The sequence below is a fragment of the Amycolatopsis sp. N2S4-7 genome (genome assembly GCF_058119595.1).
In genome coordinates this window covers 10,270,916-10,287,254 of sequence record NZ_CP172299.1, presented here as the reverse complement: position 1 = coordinate 10,287,254, position 16,339 = coordinate 10,270,916, and the positions used below count along the sequence as shown (strand labels likewise).

Genomic DNA, 16,339 nt, shown 5'->3' with positions numbered 1-16,339 from the left:
CAGGATCAGCCGGCGGCGAGCCCGTCGAGCGGCACGGCGGGGTCGGCCAGGCGCTCGGCGTCCACCGGGCGGCCGGAGCGGATGAGGGCCTTGATCGGGTCGGTGACGTCCCAGACGTTGACGTTCATCCCGGCGATCACCCGGTCGTCCCGCAGCCAGAAGGCGATGAACTCCCGCGCGCCGGCGTCGCCGCGGAAGACGACGCGGTCGTGACCCGCGGTGTGGCCGAGGTACTCCATCCCGAGGTCGTACTGGTCGGTGTAGAAGTACGGCAGCTCGTCATAGGTCTCGTCCTCGCCGAGCATCCCGGCGGCCGCGACGGCGGGCTGGTTGAGCGCGTTGGCCCAGTGCTCGACGCGGAGGTGGCGGCCGAGCGAAGGGTGGTACGCGGCGGCCACGTCGCCGGCGGCGAAGACGTCGGGGTCGGCGGTCCGCAGGTGGGCGTCGACCTGGACGCCGTTGTCCACGGCCAGCCCGGCGGCTTCGGCCAGCGCGGTGTTCGGGACCGCGCCGATGCCGACCAGGACGGCGTCCGCGTCGACGTGGGTGCCGTCGGCGAGGCGGACGCCCTTGGGGCCGGCTTCGCGGACCTGGACGCCGAAGCGCAGGTCGACGCCGTTCGCGGTGTGCAGGTCCGCGAACACCTGGGCGGCTTCACGGCCGAGGGCGGGCAGCAGCGGCAGGTCGAGGGCCTCCAGCACCGTGACGTCCAGGCCGGCCTGCCGGGCCGCCGCGGCGACCTCGAGGCCGATCCACCCGGCCCCGACCACGGCGAGCCGGGAGCCGGTGGCCAGGACCTGCCGGAGCCGGTCGGCGTCGCCGAGCCGGCGCAGCCGGAGCGTGTCTTCCGCGCCCGGCAGGGCGCGCGGTTCGGCGCCGGTGGCCAGCAGCAGCTTGGTGTACCCGACGCGGCTGCCGTCGGCGAGCCCGACCTCGTGCGCGGTGCGGTCGATCGCCGTGACGAGGGTGCCGAGCCGCAGGTCGACGTCGTGCCCGGCGTACCAGCTTTCGTCGTGGACGAAGACGCTGTCGCGGCCGGCCTTGCCGGTGAGCAGGTCCTTCGACAGCGGCGGCCGCTCGTAGGGGCGGTCGTCCTCGTCGCCGAGCAGGACGATCCGCCCGTCGAATCCCTTGCCCCGCAAGGCCTCGGCGGCCTTCGCGCCGGCCAGGCCGGCGCCGATGATCACGAACGTCGGGGGTACCACGGATCAGCTCCTCGGGTTTGATGCGGTTTCGGGCGGGGCGAAGGGCCCGGAGATCAGCCCCGGTGGGAAGCGGCCGGTCCGTGGCTGGGCCGGTAGCCCTCCGCCTGGGTGGTCTCGGCGGCGACGCGCACGCCGTAGCGGTAGGCCAGCTTCCCCCCGAGGTAGCCCGACGCGGCGAGCACGACGAGGGCGGCGGCCGACAGCACGAGCGGGCCGATCCCGACCGGGCCGCCGGTGTCCGCCCGCCGCCAGAAGAACCCCACGACGTAGGCGGCGGTGACGGCCAGGTTGAGGCTCATGTGCGTCAGGCCCGTGCGGAACGCCGGGGTGCCGCGCGGGATCGCCAGCAGGTCGAGCACGCCGACCGACGCCGCGGCGAGCGCGCCGAGCACGCCGATGGCGATCAGCCAGACCGATCCCCGCGCCAGGAAGCCCGGATCGTCCACGATCCGCGACCCGATGTCGAACACCAGGCTCGAGATCCAGGCCCCGATCGGGACGGTCACCAGGATCGGGTGGAACGGATGGCCGTACGGGCCGGCCAGCACCGCGTTCACCGGCCGCTTCGCCGGTTCGGGATCTTCGGTCATGGCTCACTCCTTTTCGCCAACAAAGTTTGGCGTTATTGGCGGGCGCGGTCAAGTGCGCCTGGTGAGCGTTACCCGATCGGAGTTATGGACACCCATGTCGGTGTTAGTCTGCGGTCATGAACGGGGAGCCGATCAGCACGCTCGCCGCGCTCGACGACCCGTTGCGGCGCGGTATGTACGCCCACATCCGCCGGTCCCGGCATCCGGTCACCCGCGACGAAGCCGCCGAAGCGGTCGGGATCTCCCGCAAGCTGGCGGCGTTCCACCTGGACAAGCTGGTCGCGGCCGGGCTGCTGCGGACGCGCTACGAGTTCGCCGGCGGGATCCGCAAGGTCGGCCGGGCCCCCAAGGTCTACGAGCCCTCCGACCTCGAGGTGCAGGTGAGCATCCCGCCGCGCCAGCACGACGTCCTGGCCGAGATCCTGCTGGACGCCGTCCTCGAGGAAGGCAGCGGCGAAACGGCGCGCGACGCCGCCCTGCGCGCCGCGCACCGGCACGGCGAATCCCTCGGCGCGACCGAACGCGACCAGGTCCGGCCCGGGCGCCTCGGCACCGAGCGGGCCCTGACCCTGACCTCGGCGGTGGTCGAGCGCCACGGCTTCGAACCGGACCGGGAAACCCCGACCTGCCTGCGGCTGCGCAACTGCCCGTTCCACCCGCTGGCCGCGAAGGCGCCCGAGCTGGTGTGCGGGATCAACCAGGCGTTCCTGCGCGGCGTGCTCGACGGCCTGCGTGCCCCGACCGTCGAAGCCGTCCTCGACCCCCGCGCGGGAGAATGCTGCGTGGAGCTCCGGCCCGGCGAGGACAGCACCGGCACGCCGTCCGCGGCCCGGTAGGGCTACCGGCCGAGGACGCCGGCGACCCAGTCGGCGATGTAGGTGCTGGTGTGGGACAGGTGGTCGAGGCCGATGTGCTCGGTCGCCCCCTCCTCCGCGGTGAACAGCCGCAGGTGGCGGTTCGGGCTGCGGACCGCCTGCTCGTACGAGCGGTGGGCGTAGGCGACCGGGATCTGGCGGTCGTTCTCCCCGTGGCAGATCAGGAACGGCACCGTGATCCGCTCGGCCACCCCGTCGAAGTGCACCGCGTCGGCGAAGTCGGGGAACGTCCCGAGGTCGTCGTGCCCCCAGACCCACCGCACGTGCTCCCAGTAGTGCGGCACCGGCCGCTCGCCTTCGCGCTCGAGACGGCGGCGCTGCACCGCACCCCAGTCGTGGTTGGCGCCCCACGCGACCACCAGGGCGAGCCGCTTCTCGAACGCCGCCGCGCGCGGCGCGTAGTAGCCGCCCAGTGACCAGCCGACGAGGCCGATCCGGGAGGCGTCGACGTCGTCGCGGGTTTCGAGGTAGTCCACGCACGCCGTGGCCCAGCCCTCCGTCTCGACGCGGGCGGTCAGCCCCTGCAGCCGCAGCGCCTCGCCGGAACCCGGGCAGTCCACCATCAGGGTCGAGATGCCACGGGCGGCCAGCTCCGCCCAGTGCCCGGACGAGTACATGTGCTCCTTCGTCGAGTCCAGGCCGTTCCACATGATCATCACCGGCGACGGGCCCCCGCCCGGCGCCGGGCTGAAGTACGCGGGCAACGTCGTGCCCTCGAAGGGGATCGCGACCCGGGTGAGGGCGGGATCCTTGAGGTCGAAGGCTTTCTGCTGCAGCTCCAGGACGCGGCGGTAGGTGCCGAGCCGTCCGGGCGCCGACGCGCTCTGCAGGCGTTCGGCCTGGCAGAGGTAGTTGGTCGCGCGGGCGTAGAGCTGCCCCGCGGTGCGGGTGTGACCGGCCTTCTCGGCCTCTTCGGCCTGGGTGACGAGCTGGTCGGTCAGGGCCGTCCAGGCCCGCAGGAACTCCGGGGTGCCCGCGTCCTCGCCCTGGGCCGCGGCCTCGCGGATGGGCCGGCAGGCGCGGTCGACCTCGTCGATGAGGCCGCCGCTGTTGAGCGTCGCGACGACGCCAAGGTTCCAGACGTAGTTGCCGGGAAAGTACTCGAACACGGGGGTTTCCTCTCAGGGTTCGTGCTGCTTCACTGTGCTGCCCTCATCGCGACCGGCCCCGGCGACGGGCCACGCGCACCGGCGGCAGGTCGATCCCGGCGACGACCGTGTTGCGGATCGTCCCGATGCCCTCCACCGTCATCTCCACGACGTCGCCCGGCTTCAGCGGCGGCGGGTCCTGCGTGCCGCGGCGGCCCCACAGCTCGGCGAGGCAGCCACCGTTGCCGCAGGTGCCGGAGCCGAGCACGTCCCCGGCCCGGACGCGGGTGCCGCGGGCGGCGTAGGCGACGAGCTCCTCGAACGGCCAGGCCATGTTCGACAGCCGGTCGTGCCCGATCACGGCCCCGTTGACCGACACCCGCATGGCGAGGTCGAGGAAGCCGTCACCGTCCACGGTGAACTCGTCGGCGGTCACCAGCCACGGCCCGAGCGTGGTGACCGAGTCCTTGCCCTTCGCCGGGCCCAGTCCCACCTTCATCTCGCGGCGCTGGAGGTCGCGGGCGGACCAGTCGTTGAAGACGGTGTAGCCGAAGATCGCTTCGGGACCCAGCACGGCGGCGACCTCCAGCTCGAAGTCGAACAGCCGCGAACCCGGCGGGATCGCCACGTCGTCGTGCGCGCCGGCCAGCGCGCCGGGGTTGGTGAAGTAGAACGTCGGAGCCTCGTACCACTCGGGTGGCACCGGATCGGGGGCGACCATGCCCTCGACGTGCTCTTCGAAGGCGACGAAGTCCCGCACGGACGGCGGCTCGAGCGGCGGCAGCAGCCGCACCTCGGCCAGCGGCACCGCAGGTCCACCGAGGACGGACGCGCCCGCGTCCAGCGCGGCGGGCAGGCCGGACCGCACCAGGTCCAGGACGGTCACCCCGGCCGGGAAGGGGTGGACGCCGTCACCCGAGACGACGCCGGCGCGGACGGTTCCGCGGTGGTCGAAGGTGGCGAGGCGCATCAGACCGGCGGGGCCACGAAGAGGCCCTTGTCGGGGTCGTTGAACGACTTCCTCGCGACGAACTCGTCCATCGCGTTCGCGGTGCCCCACTGGTCGGACACCTCGGGCTTCGAGAAGTCGTGCAGCTGGGGGTGCCAGGTGTCCTCGTCGACCTGCTCCAGCTCGGTGGTGTATTCGACGGTGTTGCCGTGCGGGTCGAGGAAGTAGGAGAACGTGTTGTGGCCGGCGAGGTGCCGTCCCGGGCCCCAGATCTTCTCGACGCCCGCGCGCAGCAGCCGTCCGGTGCCGCGCATGTACTCGTCGAGGCCGCGCAGCTCGAACGACGCGTGGTGCAGCGACGGGTGCGGCCCGCGGGCGATCGCCAGGCTGTGGTGCCAGGCGTTGATCCGCAGGAAGTACATCATCTCCCCCATCCGCGGGTGCATGAGCGTGTCCGACAGGCGGAACCCGAGGTGGCGTTCGTAGAAGGCGCGGGTGCCCTCCGGGTCGGCGGAGTTGACCACCACGTGCGACAGCCGCACGGGGACGGACTCGCCTTCGCCGATGCGGCGGTGGGTCCGGGTCGCCACGCCGGCGCTGATCTCGATCGTGCGGCCCTCGTTGTCGAAGAACCGGAACCCGTACCCGCCGCCGGGGGTGTCGAGGGCGCGCGGCTCGTGCACGAGCGTCACCCCGGCCGTGGCCAGCCGGGCGGCCAGCGCGTCGACGTCGGCGGAGGTCGCGGCGCCGAACGCGATCAGGTCGATCCGCTTGTCGGCGGCCTGGCGCAGCCGCACGACGTACTGCTCCGGCGAGCCCTCGGCGGCGAGGAACGCGATACCGGTGTCGGAGTGTTCGCGGGCCAGGCCCCAGGCGCCGGTGTAGAAGTCCTGCTGGCGGGCCAGGTCGGGCACGGCCAGGTCGACGTGCCGGAGGTGGGTGATCAGGCGGGGGGTCACGGTGGTTCCTTTCAGGCGGGTCGGGACACGAGCTCGCCAATGCGGCGGACGAGACCGGGCACGTCGCCCCGCTCGCGGTCGAACAGCCACCGGCCGAGCTGGTTGGAGGCCTCGACAACCGTGCTGGCCCGGTCGTGGCGGCGGGCGGTGAAGGCCGCCCACAGGTCCTCGTCGACGGCGTCGCGGGTGAGCAGCAGCTCGGCCAGCACGGCCGCGTCTTCGAGGGCCTGGGCGCCGCCCTGGGCGAGGGTCGGCGGGCAGGAGTGCGCGGCGTCGCCGATGAGCACGACCCGGCCGCGGTGCCACGGCGCCGGGAGGACGTGCGTCTCGAACCGCGTGTGGTTCACCCGGTCCGGATCGTCCAGAGTGGACCGGATCTCGTCCCACGGCCCGTGGTAGGCGGCGGCCAGGCGGCGCATCGTGGCGAGCCGCTCCGGCGGCGTGAGTCCGCTGTGGTCGGCGAAGTCGTCGACGATGAACGCGTAGAGCGAGTCGTCGCCGGTCGGGGTGTACCCGGCGAGGTAGGACGTCCCGCCGTAGTACAGCTCGGTGTGGGTCACCGACGCCGGGCGGGGCCCGAACGCGCGCCAGATCCCCATGCCGGTGGGCCGCGGGCCGCCGTCGACGCCGAGCATCCGGCGGGTCGCGGAGCGGATGCCGTCGGCGCCGACCACCAGGTCGTAGCGCCCGGCCGAGCCATCGGAGAAGGCGGCGCCGCCGCCGGAGTCCAGTCCGGTCGCGGTGACCCCGAACCGGATCTTCACCCCGGTCTCGGCCGCGCGGTCGAGCAGGATCCGGGCCAGCGCCGGCCGGGGCATGCCCATGCCGGCGGGCAGGTCCGCGCCGCCGCTGCGGACGTCGGGCACCTCGGCCAGGAGGGTCCCGTCCGGCGCGCGCAGGCCGAGGCGGCCGAAGGGGAACCCCGCCGCCCGGGCCCGCTCCCACACGCCGAGCCGGCGCAGTTCGCGCAGGGCGTTGCCCTGCAGGGTGATCCCGGAGCCGAGGGCGGCGACGTCCGGCTTGACCTCGACGAGGTCGACCGTGACGCCGGCCTGGGCGAGCAGGATCGCCGTGGCGGTCCCGGCGAGACCGCCGCCGATCACCAGGACGTCGTCGACCGCGCACATGGGAACTCCTTGGTCCGGAAGGGTTATTTGACGGCGATGGGCGCGACGGGGGCGCCGACCGCGCCGGTGACCGGCAGCGGGGCGGCGGTCAGCCAGAACTCGTGGACCCCGTCGGCCGCGCAGTCGGCGGCCAGGGCGTCGAGGTCCCACATCTCGCCGAGGAACAGGCCGAGGTGCGGGATGACGACCTGGTGCAGGGGCTGGAAAGCGCCGTCGAACTCGTTGGGCCGGACCTCCACGCCCCAGGTGTCGGTGGCGATCCCGGCGATCTCCGTGCCGTGCAGCCAGTCCACTGTGGAAAAGGACAGGCCGGGCGAGTCGCCGCCGGCGTAGTCGCCCCAGCCCTCCCGCCGGGCGCGGGTGAGCCGTCCGGTCCGCACCAGCAGGAGGTCGCCGCGGCCGACCCGCGCGGTGTCGCCGTGCTCGCCGAGCGTGGCTTCCAGGTGGTCGGCGGTGATCGCGAACCCGTCGGGCAGCTCGCCGTCGTCCCCGAACACCCGGCCCACGTCCAGGAGCACCCCGCGGCCCGCGATCAGCCCGGCCGTGGTTTCGATGCCGGTGACGCGGTCGCCTTCGCTGGTCACGACGTCGCCGGCGCGCCGGCCGTTGTAGGCGATGCCGTGGTCGAAGATGTGCCCGAGGCCGTCCCACTGCGTCGAGGCCTGCAACGGCATGGACACCACGTCGTCGGCCCCGCCGATGCCGTGCGGGAAGCCCTGCGTGCCGCGTTCGGCGTCCGTGCCGGTGTCGAGCATGGTGTGCACGGGGTTGGTGCGCCGCCGCCAGCCCTTCTGGGGGCCGTCGGCGTCGAACCGCTGCGCCAGCGAGAAACTCGCGCCGCGCCGGACGAGCGCGGCGCCTTCCCGGCGTTTCGCCTCGTCGAGGAAGTTCAGGGTGCCGAGGACGTCGCCGTCGCCCCAGCGGCCCCGGTTCGAGCAGCGTGCGGCGGCCGCGGCGATCGCGCCTTCGGGATCGGTTCGGTCCACGCCTTCACTGTCGGTGGCCGAGCGGTATCAGGGAAGACGAAATCGTTAATGCGTGATATCAGCGGCGTTGATACCGTGGTCCGTTGTGAACCTCGCCCGGCTCGACCTGAACCTGCTGGTGGCGCTGGACGCCCTGCTGCAGGAGCGCAGCGTGACGCGCGCGGCCGAGCGGATGGGGCTGAGCCAGCCGGCGGTGTCGGCGCAGCTGGGCCGGTTGCGCCGGCACTTCCACGACAACCTGCTCGCCCGGGCCGGGAACCAGTACCGGCTCACGCCGCTGGCGGTGCAGCTCAAGGAACGCGTGCGGGTCGCCCTGTCCGGCGCCGAGCGGGTCTTCGCGGCGGAACCCGACTTCGCCCCCGCGTCGTCCACGCGGGAGTTCTCGATGCTGATGAGCGACTACGGGGTGGCCGTCCTCGGCCCGGGCATCGCGGCCCGGCTCGCCGAGGAGGCGCCCGGCGCGCGGCTGCGGTTCCCCGCGAACACCCCGAGGATGGTCGACGCGGCCGTCCACGAACTCGTGCACACCGACCTGCTGGTCATCCCGCACGGGTTCGTCGGCGACCTGCCGCACCAGGACCTCTACCGCGACGAGTGGGTGTGCCTGGTCGCCGCGGGCAACCCCGGCGTCGGGGAGTCGCTGACCACCGCCCAGCTGGAGACCATGCCGTGGGTGGTGACCTACCACGGTCCCACCGCTTCCACGCCCGCCGCGCGGCAGATGCGCATGCTCGGCATCGAGCCGCACGTCCAGGTGGTCACCGAAACGTTCCTCACGGTGCCGGGTCTCGTCGCGGGCACGGACCGCGTCGCGCTCCTCCAGCGGCGGCTGGCGGACCGCATCCCGGACGAGCTCGGGGTGCGGGCGCTGCCGTGCCCGTTCGAGGCGAGCCCGCTGGTGGAAGCCATGTGGTGGCACCCGATGTACGACGACAACCCCGAGCACCGCTACCTGCGCGACGTCGTCGTGCGGGCGGCCACGGCCATGATCGGCATCGACGGCGTGGATGCCCCGCTTCGGCGGAAGTGATTTCCGTTCCCCCGCACCGGGACCGACACTTCGACGCACACGCCGGTCACCGACGACCGGCTCGGTGCCTTCCCGGAGCTGCCCGTGCCCGACCCGTCCGTCTCCGCTCCCGCGCTCCCCGCCGACCCGGCCACCGGACGGCGGGCCGGCCCCGCCCAGGCCCTCGTGCTGCTGCTCGCCAGCTGCCTGTCCGTGCTCGGCGCGGTGCTGCTCGCCCCGGTCCTGCCGCGGATCCAGGACGCCTTCGCCGGCACCCCGGGTGTCACCACCCTCACCCCGATGGTGCTGACCGTGCCGGCCCTCGTCATCGGGCTCACCGCGTCGCCGGCCGGCCGCGTCGTCGACCGGCTCGGCCGCAAACGGCTCCTGGTGGGCGCGCTCGTCGTCTACGCCGTGGTCGGGACCGCGCCGCTCTGGCTGTCCTCCCTGCCGTTGATCGTCGCGAGCCGCGTCCTGGTCGGGCTCACCGAGGCCGCGATCATGACGTGCTGCACGACGTTGCTCGGCGACTACTTCCACGGATCCCGGCGGGAGGGGTACTTCGGCCTGCAGACGGTCTACACGACGGTCGCCGCGACGGTCTTCTTCGCCGCCGGCGGCCTGCTCGGCTCCTGGGGCTGGCGCACGCCGTTCTGGCTCTACGCGGTCAGCCTGCCGCTCGCGTTCGTCGCGGCCAAGGTCGTCTGGCAGCCGCCGCGGAGCCACGCGCGCGAGAAGCTGCCGCCCCTGCCGTGGCGCGGCCTGCTGGCCCCGGTCGGGGTCACCCTGGCCGGCGGACTCGTGTTCTACGTCCTGATCGTCGAACTGTCCTACGTGCTCGACGGCATCGGCGTCACGGCCACCGCGACCATCGGGCTGGTCAGCGCGATCGCGTCCCTGGCCACGGCCGTCGCGGCGTTCCTGTTCCCGCGTTTCGCGAAGCGGGGTCCCGCCGTCACCATCCCGGCGGCGTTCGTCCTCTGTGGACTGGGCATCCTCGGCCTCGCGCTGGCACCCTCGGTGCCCGTGGTGGTGCTCGGCGCGGTCGTGACCGGCCTCGGCAACGGGCTGCTGCTGCCCGCCCTGCTGACGTGGGCCCTGGGCGACCTGACGTTCGACCAGCGCGGCCGCGGCACGGGCCTGTGGACCTCGGCCCTGTTCATCGGCCAGTTCGCGAGCCCGCTGGTGGTGCTGGCCCTGGCCGGAGCCACGACCGGCCTTTCCCCGGCCCTGCTGGTCGTCGGCGCCGCCACGCTCGTCCTCGCGCTCGCCGTGCGGCTGGGCCACCGTCCTCGGGTCACTCCGCGACGACGATGACGTGGAGGGTTCTCGGCCCGTGCACGCCTTCCACGCGGGTCAGCTCGATGTCGCTGGTCGCGCTCGGGCCGCTGATCCACGTCTGCGGCCGCGCCGGATCGAGGGCGGCCACCGCCTGCGGTACGCCGGGGACGATCCGGTCCTCGCGCAGCACGCACACGTGCACGTCCGGTACCAGGCTCAGCGCGCGCCGTCCCTGGCCCGGTCCGTGGTCGAGCACCAGGGTGCCGGTGGCCGCGATGCCGAGCGTGGCGGTGGTGACGACGGCGTCGAACTCCGTCAGTTCCGCCGCGACCTCCGCGGCCACGGCTCCGGGGACCTCGACCGGGAAGCCGGCGGGCACCAGCACCTTCCGCAGCGAACCCAGGGCCGCGCGAAGGGCGCCGGGCAGTTCCGCGGTCGTGCAGCGGGTGAGGGCCGCGCGGTAGTCGACCACCCGCTCGGCGAACAGCTCGACGACGTCCGGCGCCGCGACCGCGCGGTAGCCGCGCGGAACCACCGCCTCCGTCCGGTCCGCGTCCCGCAACGCACCGCGGACCGCGGCCAGGATCTCCTCGCGCGCGGTCATCGCTTTTCCCTTCGCCACCAGGAGCGGAACGACTCGCGCGGCGGGGCGGGCAGGTCCCGCGCGTTCGTCCACAGTGAACCGGGCCAGGGCAGGCGAGCCAGGCCGCGACGGCCGCCCGGCAGCACGCGGCGGCCGAAGCGGGTCAGCGCCCGGTTCGCGAGTCCCAGGCCGCGTTCGGCGAGGCCGAGGCGCCGGGCGTCCGAGAGCACCCAGGACGCCGACTTCATCGCCACCGCCTCGGGTTTCGGCGCTCCGCCGCGGTGGGCGTCGACCACCTTCGCCCGCAGGTGCACCAGGACCTCGGGGATGTCGATGCGCACGGGGCAGGCCTCGAAGCACGCGCCGCAGAGGCTGGAGGCGTAGGGCAGCGAGTCGGTCTGCTCGTCGACGCCGACGCCCTTGAGCAGCGGGTTGAGGATCGCGCCGATCGGTCCCGGGTACACCGAGCCGTAGGCGTGGCCGCCGGTCCGCTCGTAGACCGGGCAGACGTTGAGGCACGCCGAGCACCGGATGCAGCGCAGCGCCTGCCGCCCGACCTCGTCGGCGAGGGCCCGGGTCCGCCCGTTGTCGAGCAGCACCACGTGCATCTCCCGGGGCCCGTCGCCGGGGGTGATCCCGGACCACGTCGAGGTGTACGGGTTCATCCGCTCCCCCGTGCTCGAGCGCGGCAGCAGCTGGAGGAACACGTCCAGGTCCGCCCACGTCGGCACGACCTTCTCGATGCCCACCACCGAAACCAGCACCTCGGGCAGGGTCAGGCACATGCGGCCGTTGCCCTCGGACTCGACGACGACCAGGGTCCCGCTGTCGGCGACGGCGAAGTTCGCGCCGGAGACGGCCATCTTCGCGCGCAGGAACTTCTCCCGCAGGTGCAGCCGGGCCGCGCCGGCGAGCTCGGCCGGGTCGTCGGTCAGGCCGTCGGGGGCGGGACGGCCGGCTGCGGCCATCTCGCGGCGGAAGATCTCCCGGATCTCCGCGCGGTTGCGGTGGATCGCCGGCACGAGGATGTGGCTGGGCAGGTCGTCGCCGAGCTGGACGATCAGCTCGGCGAGGTCGGTTTCCCAGGCGGTGACGCCGTGCTCGGCCAGTGCCTCGTTGAGGCCGATCTCCTGGGTCGCCATCGACTTGACCTTGACGACCTCGTCGACGCCGTGGTCCCGCGCGATGCGGGCGACGACGGCACAGGCTTCGCGGGCGTCGCGAGCCCAGTGCACGGTCACGCCGTTGGCCTGCAGGGCGGCTTCGAGCGTCAGGAGGTGTTCGTCGAGGCGGCGCAGGGTGTTGTCCTTGATCGCCGCGCCCGCGAGGCGCAGCTCCTCCCACTCGGCCACCTCGCCGACGACGGCCGCGCGCTTGGCGCGGATCGTGCCGGTGGCGTGGGCGAGGTTGCGGCGCAGCTGGCTGTCGGCGAGCGCCTCCCGGGCCGCCGCCGGGAACGCCGGCATGCCGACGAACGTGGCACTCACGCGTTCTCCTCGGTCGAAGCCAGCACGTCGGCCAGGTGCAGCACGCGGACGCCGGACCGCTGCCGCGACAGCAGGCCGCCGACGTGCAGCAGGCACGAGTTGTCCCCCGCCACGAGCACCTCGGCTCCGGTGTCCCGGACGTGCCGGGCCTTGTCCGCGCCCATGGCGGTGGACGTCTCCGCGTTCTTCACCGCGAAGGTGCCGCCGAACCCGCAGCACTCCTCCGCGGCGGGCAGCTCGGCCAGGTCGAGCCCGCGCACTTCCCGCAGCAGCCGCAGCGGCTTGTCGCCGACCCCGAGCATGCGCAGCGAGTGGCAGGTCGGGTGGTAGGTGACGCGGTGCGGGAAGTACGCGCCGACGTCGGTCACGCCGAGGACGTCGACGAGGAACTCGCTCAGCTCGCGGACCTTCGGCCCGCTTTCGGCGAGCCGGGGGTCCCCCGCCCGCCGCGCGACGAGCCCGTGCTGGTGCCGGGCCGAGCCCGCGCAGGAACCGGACGGCGTGACGACGTAGTCGTAGCCCGCGAACGCTTCGGCGAACGTGCGCACCACCGGGACGGCTTCGTCGAGGTAGCCGGTGTTGATCATCGGCTGGCCGCAGCAGGTCTGGGTCTCGGGGAAGCCGGCGTCCACGCCGAGGCGGCGCAGCAGCCGGAACACCGCCTTGCCGGTGTCCGGGAACAGGGAGTCGTTGATGCAGGTGACGAGGACGGCGACCTTCACGCGCCCACTCCGATCGCGGTCAGGCGGGCTTCCGCCGCCGCCCAGTCGCCCCCGGCGGGCCGGTAGCGCCGCAGCGGCTGGGTCTCGCGGACGAGTGCGCGCATCGCGTCGAGGTCGGGCAGGTCGGCGCCGAGCGCGCGGGCCTGCACCAGGACATTGCCGAGGGCCGCCGCTTCGACCGGCCCGGCGAGCACGGGGACGTTGCAGGCGTCCGCGGTGAGCTGGCACAGCACCTCGTTGCGGCTTCCGCCCCCGACGACGTGCACGACGTCGACCGGACGGCCGGATAGTTCCGCCGCCTGCCGGACCGCGCGGCGGTAGGCGAGCGCGAGGCTGTCGAGGACGCACCGGACGACCTCGCCCCGGCTTTCCGGTGGCCGCTGCCCGGTCCGGTGGCACGCGGCGGCGATCCGCGCGGGCATGTCCCCCGGCGGCAGGAACTCGGGCGCGTCGATGTCCACGACGGCCGCGAGCGCGGGTGCGGCGGCCGCCTCGGCGAGGACGGCGGCCAGGTCGGTCACGCCCCAGGTGCGCAGGGTCTCGGTGAGCACCCACAGGCCCATCACGTTGCGCAGGAAGCGGATCGTGCCGTCCACTCCGGACTCGTTGGTGAAGTTCGCCGCCAGCGCGGCATCGCCGAGTTCGGGCGCGTCGAGTTCCAGGCCGACGAGCGACCAAGTCCCGGACGAGATGTAGACGAAGTTGGTCCCCGGTTCCGCCGGGACCGCGACCACCGCCGACGCGGTGTCGTGGGACCCGACCGCGATGACGGGGACCGGCGTCGGCCCGATCTCCGGAAGCAGCGTGCCGATCGTGTCCCCCGGCTCACGCAGGGGCGGCAGCAGCCGAGCCGGGATGCCCACCCGCTCGGCGAGGCCGGTCGCCCAGGTCCGGGCGCGGACGTCGTAGAGCTGGGTGGTGGACGCGTTCGTGCGTTCCGCGCCCACCCGTCCGGTGAGCCAGTACGCCAGCAGGTCCGGGATGAGCAGCAGCGTCTCGGCCGCCGCCAGCCGGTCCAGTTCGGACACGAGCTGGTACAGCGTGTTGAACGGCAGCTGCTGCAACCCGGTGACGTTGTACAGCTCCCGCGCGGAGATCGTCCGCTGGACCCGCTCAGGGACGCCGTCGGTGCGGGGATCGCGGTAGTGCACGGGGTTGCCGAGCAACGCGCCCTTCGCGTCGAGGAGCCCGTAGTCGACCGCCCACGAGTCGATGCCGATCCCGGCCACCTCGCCCACGTCGCGGAGCCCGGCCAGCACCTCGCGGTGGATGCCGAGGACGTCCCAGTGCAGCGTCGACCCGGTGGGGTGCGCGACCCGCACCCCACCGTTCGGGAAGCGGTGCACTTCCGTCAGCTCCAGCCGGCCGGGCCCGACGCTCCCCGTCATCACCCGCCCGCTGGTGGCGCCGAGGTCGACGGCGGCCAGACGCATCATGATCTCCTCTGCTAGCGAAGGAACGCGGCCGCGACGCCCGCGTCGACGGGGACGTGGAGGCCGGTGGTGTGGGTGAGGTCGCCGCCGGTGAGGGCGAAGACGGCGGCGGCGACGTGTTCGGGCAGCACTTCGCGTTTGAGGATGGTGCGCTGGGCGTAGAACTCGCCCAGCTTCTCCTCGGGAACGCCGTAGACCGCGGCGCGTTGGGCGCCCCAGCCGCCGGCGAAGATGCCCGAGCCCTGGACGACGCCGTCGGGGTTGACGCCGTTGACCCGGATGCCGTGCGCGCCCAGTTCGGCGGCCAGGAGGCGGACCTGGTGGGCCTGGTCGGCCTTCGCGGCACCGTAGGCGACGTTGTTCGGGCCCGCGAACACCGAGTTCTTCGACGAGATGTAGACGATGTCCCCGCCGATGCCCTGCGCCACCATGGCTTTCGCCGCCGCCTGGGAGACCAGGAACGAGCCCTTGGCCATCACGTCGTGCTGCAGATCCCAATCGCGTTCGGTGGTCTCCAGCAACGGCTTCGAAATCGACAACCCGGCGTTGTTGACCACCAGGTCGATCCCGCCGAAGGCGAGCACGGTCGCGTCCACCGCGGCCTGGACCGCGTCGGCGTCGGTCACGTCCGCGGTGACAGCGACGGCCTTGTCGGGCCCGCCGATGCCCGTCGCGGTGGCCTGGGCCGCCTCCGCGTTGAGGTCCGCGATGGCCACACAAGCGCCCTCCGCGGCCAGCCGCTCGGCGATCGCCTTGCCGATCCCGGACGCGGCACCGGTCACCAGCGCGATCCGCCCGGCCAGGGGCTTGGGCTTCGGGATCCGCTGCAGCTTGGCCTCTTCCAGCGCCCAGTACTCGATCCGGAACTTCTCACTCTCCGGGATCGGCGCATAGGTCGAGACGGCTTCGGCGCCGCGCATCACGTTGATCGCGTTGACGTAGAACTCCCCCGCCACCCGCGCGGTCTGCTTGTCCTTGCCGAAGGAAAACATCCCCACACCCGGCACCAGCACGATCGCCGGATCGGCACCGCGCATCGCGGGCGAATCGGCATCGGCGTGCCGCTCGTAATAGGCACGGTAGGAATCGCGGTACTCGGCGTGCAGTTCCTTCAACCGCGCGACGACGTCCTCGAGGGGCGCGGACGCGGGCAGGTCCACGACCAGAGGCCGGACTTTCGTGCGCAGGAAGTGATCCGGGCACGAGGTACCCAGCGCAGCCAGCGGCGCCAGCCTTTCCCGGGCCAGGAATTCCAGCACGACGTCACTGTCGGTGTAGTGCCCGACCTGACGCTGATCGGTCGACGCCAAGCCGCGGATCAGCGGCGCCAATGCCGCCGCACGGGCGTGCCGCTCGCCTTCGGGCAGTGCTTCGAAGCCGGGGACCACGGCGCCGAACGGCTCGGCCTGGCCTCGGTCGGCCAGGAACTGCTCCGCCGTGCGGATGATGTCCAGGGAGTTGCGTTGGCATTCCTCGGAAGTAGCACCCCAGGCGGTGATGCCGTGCCCGCCGAGGATCACGCCGATGGCCTGCGGGTTGGCGGCCTTGACCGCGGCGATGTCCAGGCCCAGCTGGAACCCCGGCCGCCGCCAGTCCACCCACGCCACCCGGTCGCCGAAGCACTCCTTCGTCAACGCAGCACCGTCGGCGGCCGTCGCCAGGGCGATGCCGGAATCGGGGTGCAGGTGGTCGACGTGCGCCGCCTCCACGAGACCGTGCATCGCGGTGTCGATCGACGGCGCGGCGCCGCCCCGGCCGTGCAGGCAGTAGTCGAACGCGGCGACCATCTCGTCCTCGCGCTCCACCCCCGGGTAGACGTCCACCAGGGACCGCAGCCGGTCCAGCCGCAACACCGCCAGGCCGGACTCCTTGAGTGTGCCGAGGTCGCCGCCGGAACCCTTGACCCACAGGAGTTCCGTGGGAGCGCCGGTCACCGGGTCGGTGACGGCACCCTTGGCGGAGGTGTTGCCGCCGGCGTAGTTCGTGTTGCGCGGGTCGGCCCCGAGCGCGTTGCTGCGCGCGACGAGTTCCTCGGGCACGGTCAT

At 73.2% G+C, this 16,339-nt stretch carries 15 protein-coding genes; 3 read left to right on the top strand and 12 right to left on the bottom strand.

Going from position 1 to position 16,339, the window contains the following annotated elements; all coding sequences use genetic code 11:
• Window positions 1-5 precede the first annotated feature (5 nt).
• Both ACH54P_RS48620 and ACH54P_RS48615 read right to left on the bottom strand, forming a co-directional pair.
• Window positions 6-1,205 (bottom strand): NAD(P)/FAD-dependent oxidoreductase, encoded by a 1,200-nt coding sequence (locus tag ACH54P_RS48620; protein WP_489910106.1) that lies wholly within the window; start codon window positions 1,203-1,205, stop codon window positions 6-8.
• Window positions 1,206-1,258: 53 nt separating this feature from the next.
• Window positions 1,259-1,795 carry a DUF2231 domain-containing protein gene (locus ACH54P_RS48615; protein WP_489910105.1) on the bottom strand — a complete coding sequence of 179 codons (537 nt, stop codon included), beginning with the start codon at window positions 1,793-1,795 and terminating at the stop codon, window positions 1,259-1,261.
• Window positions 1,796-1,911: 116 nt separating this feature from the next.
• On the opposite strand from ACH54P_RS48615, the gene ACH54P_RS48610 reads away from it, so the two are divergent.
• Window positions 1,912-2,631, top strand: a complete 720-nt coding sequence (locus ACH54P_RS48610; protein WP_489910104.1) for a helix-turn-helix transcriptional regulator — start codon at window positions 1,912-1,914, stop codon at window positions 2,629-2,631.
• A gap of 2 nt (window positions 2,632-2,633) precedes the next feature.
• Here the strand turns inward: ACH54P_RS48610 and ACH54P_RS48605 are convergent, their stop codons facing one another.
• The 5 genes from ACH54P_RS48605 to ACH54P_RS48585 are packed head-to-tail and all read right to left on the bottom strand — an operon-like array spanning window position 2,634 to window position 7,779.
• Window positions 2,634-3,779, bottom strand: coding sequence for an alpha/beta fold hydrolase (locus tag ACH54P_RS48605; RefSeq protein WP_489910103.1), 1,146 nt, complete (start codon window positions 3,777-3,779; stop codon window positions 2,634-2,636).
• A 43-nt stretch (window positions 3,780-3,822) separates the two neighbouring features.
• Entirely contained in the window at window positions 3,823-4,728 is a 906-nt protein-coding gene (locus ACH54P_RS48600) for a fumarylacetoacetate hydrolase family protein (RefSeq protein WP_489910102.1), read from the bottom strand.
• Window positions 4,728-5,666 carry a VOC family protein gene (locus tag ACH54P_RS48595; RefSeq protein ID WP_489910101.1) on the bottom strand — a complete coding sequence of 313 codons (939 nt, stop codon included), beginning with the start codon at window positions 5,664-5,666 and terminating at the stop codon, window positions 4,728-4,730. Before ACH54P_RS48595 ends, ACH54P_RS48600 begins: the two co-directional genes overlap by 1 nt.
• An 11-nt stretch (window positions 5,667-5,677) precedes the next feature.
• Entirely contained in the window at window positions 5,678-6,793 is a 1,116-nt protein-coding gene (locus ACH54P_RS48590) for an FAD-dependent oxidoreductase (protein WP_489910100.1), read from the bottom strand.
• A gap of 23 nt (window positions 6,794-6,816) precedes the next feature.
• The gene (locus tag ACH54P_RS48585) at window positions 6,817-7,779 is read right to left on the bottom strand and encodes a cyclase family protein (RefSeq protein WP_489910099.1); all 963 of its coding nucleotides are present in this window, start codon (window positions 7,777-7,779) and stop codon (window positions 6,817-6,819) included.
• A gap of 85 nt (window positions 7,780-7,864) precedes the next feature.
• Here ACH54P_RS48585 and ACH54P_RS48580 point away from each other — a divergent pair, with 85 nt between their 5' ends.
• Both ACH54P_RS48580 and ACH54P_RS48575 read left to right on the top strand, forming a co-directional pair.
• On the top strand, window positions 7,865-8,809 hold the full coding sequence (locus ACH54P_RS48580) for a LysR family transcriptional regulator (protein WP_489910098.1): 945 nt from the start codon (window positions 7,865-7,867) through the stop codon (window positions 8,807-8,809).
• An 84-nt stretch (window positions 8,810-8,893) separates the two neighbouring features.
• Window positions 8,894-10,105, top strand: coding sequence for an MFS transporter (locus ACH54P_RS48575; RefSeq protein WP_489910097.1), 1,212 nt, complete (start codon window positions 8,894-8,896; stop codon window positions 10,103-10,105).
• Here the strand turns inward: ACH54P_RS48575 and ACH54P_RS48570 are convergent.
• The 5 genes from ACH54P_RS48570 to ACH54P_RS48550 are packed head-to-tail and all read right to left on the bottom strand — an operon-like array spanning window position 10,086 to window position 16,339.
• Window positions 10,086-10,673, bottom strand: a complete 588-nt coding sequence (locus tag ACH54P_RS48570; protein WP_489910096.1) for a LutC/YkgG family protein — start codon at window positions 10,671-10,673, stop codon at window positions 10,086-10,088. The two genes, ACH54P_RS48575 and ACH54P_RS48570, sit on opposite strands and share 20 nt — an antisense overlap.
• Window positions 10,670-12,118, bottom strand: a complete 1,449-nt coding sequence (locus ACH54P_RS48565) for a lactate utilization protein B (protein ID WP_489917059.1) — start codon at window positions 12,116-12,118, stop codon at window positions 10,670-10,672. Before ACH54P_RS48565 ends, ACH54P_RS48570 begins: the two co-directional genes overlap by 4 nt.
• 17 nt (window positions 12,119-12,135) lie before the next feature.
• Window positions 12,136-12,861 (bottom strand): (Fe-S)-binding protein, encoded by a 726-nt coding sequence (locus ACH54P_RS48560; RefSeq protein ID WP_489910095.1) that lies wholly within the window; start codon window positions 12,859-12,861, stop codon window positions 12,136-12,138.
• A complete protein-coding gene (locus ACH54P_RS48555; protein WP_489910094.1) occupies window positions 12,858-14,294 on the bottom strand; it encodes a rhamnulokinase in 1,437 nt (478 codons plus the stop codon). The genes ACH54P_RS48560 and ACH54P_RS48555 overlap by 4 nt, the downstream gene beginning before the upstream one ends.
• Window positions 14,295-14,308: 14 nt before the next feature.
• The gene (locus ACH54P_RS48550; RefSeq protein ID WP_489910093.1) at window positions 14,309-16,339 is read right to left on the bottom strand and encodes a bifunctional aldolase/short-chain dehydrogenase; all 2,031 of its coding nucleotides are present in this window, start codon (window positions 16,337-16,339) and stop codon (window positions 14,309-14,311) included.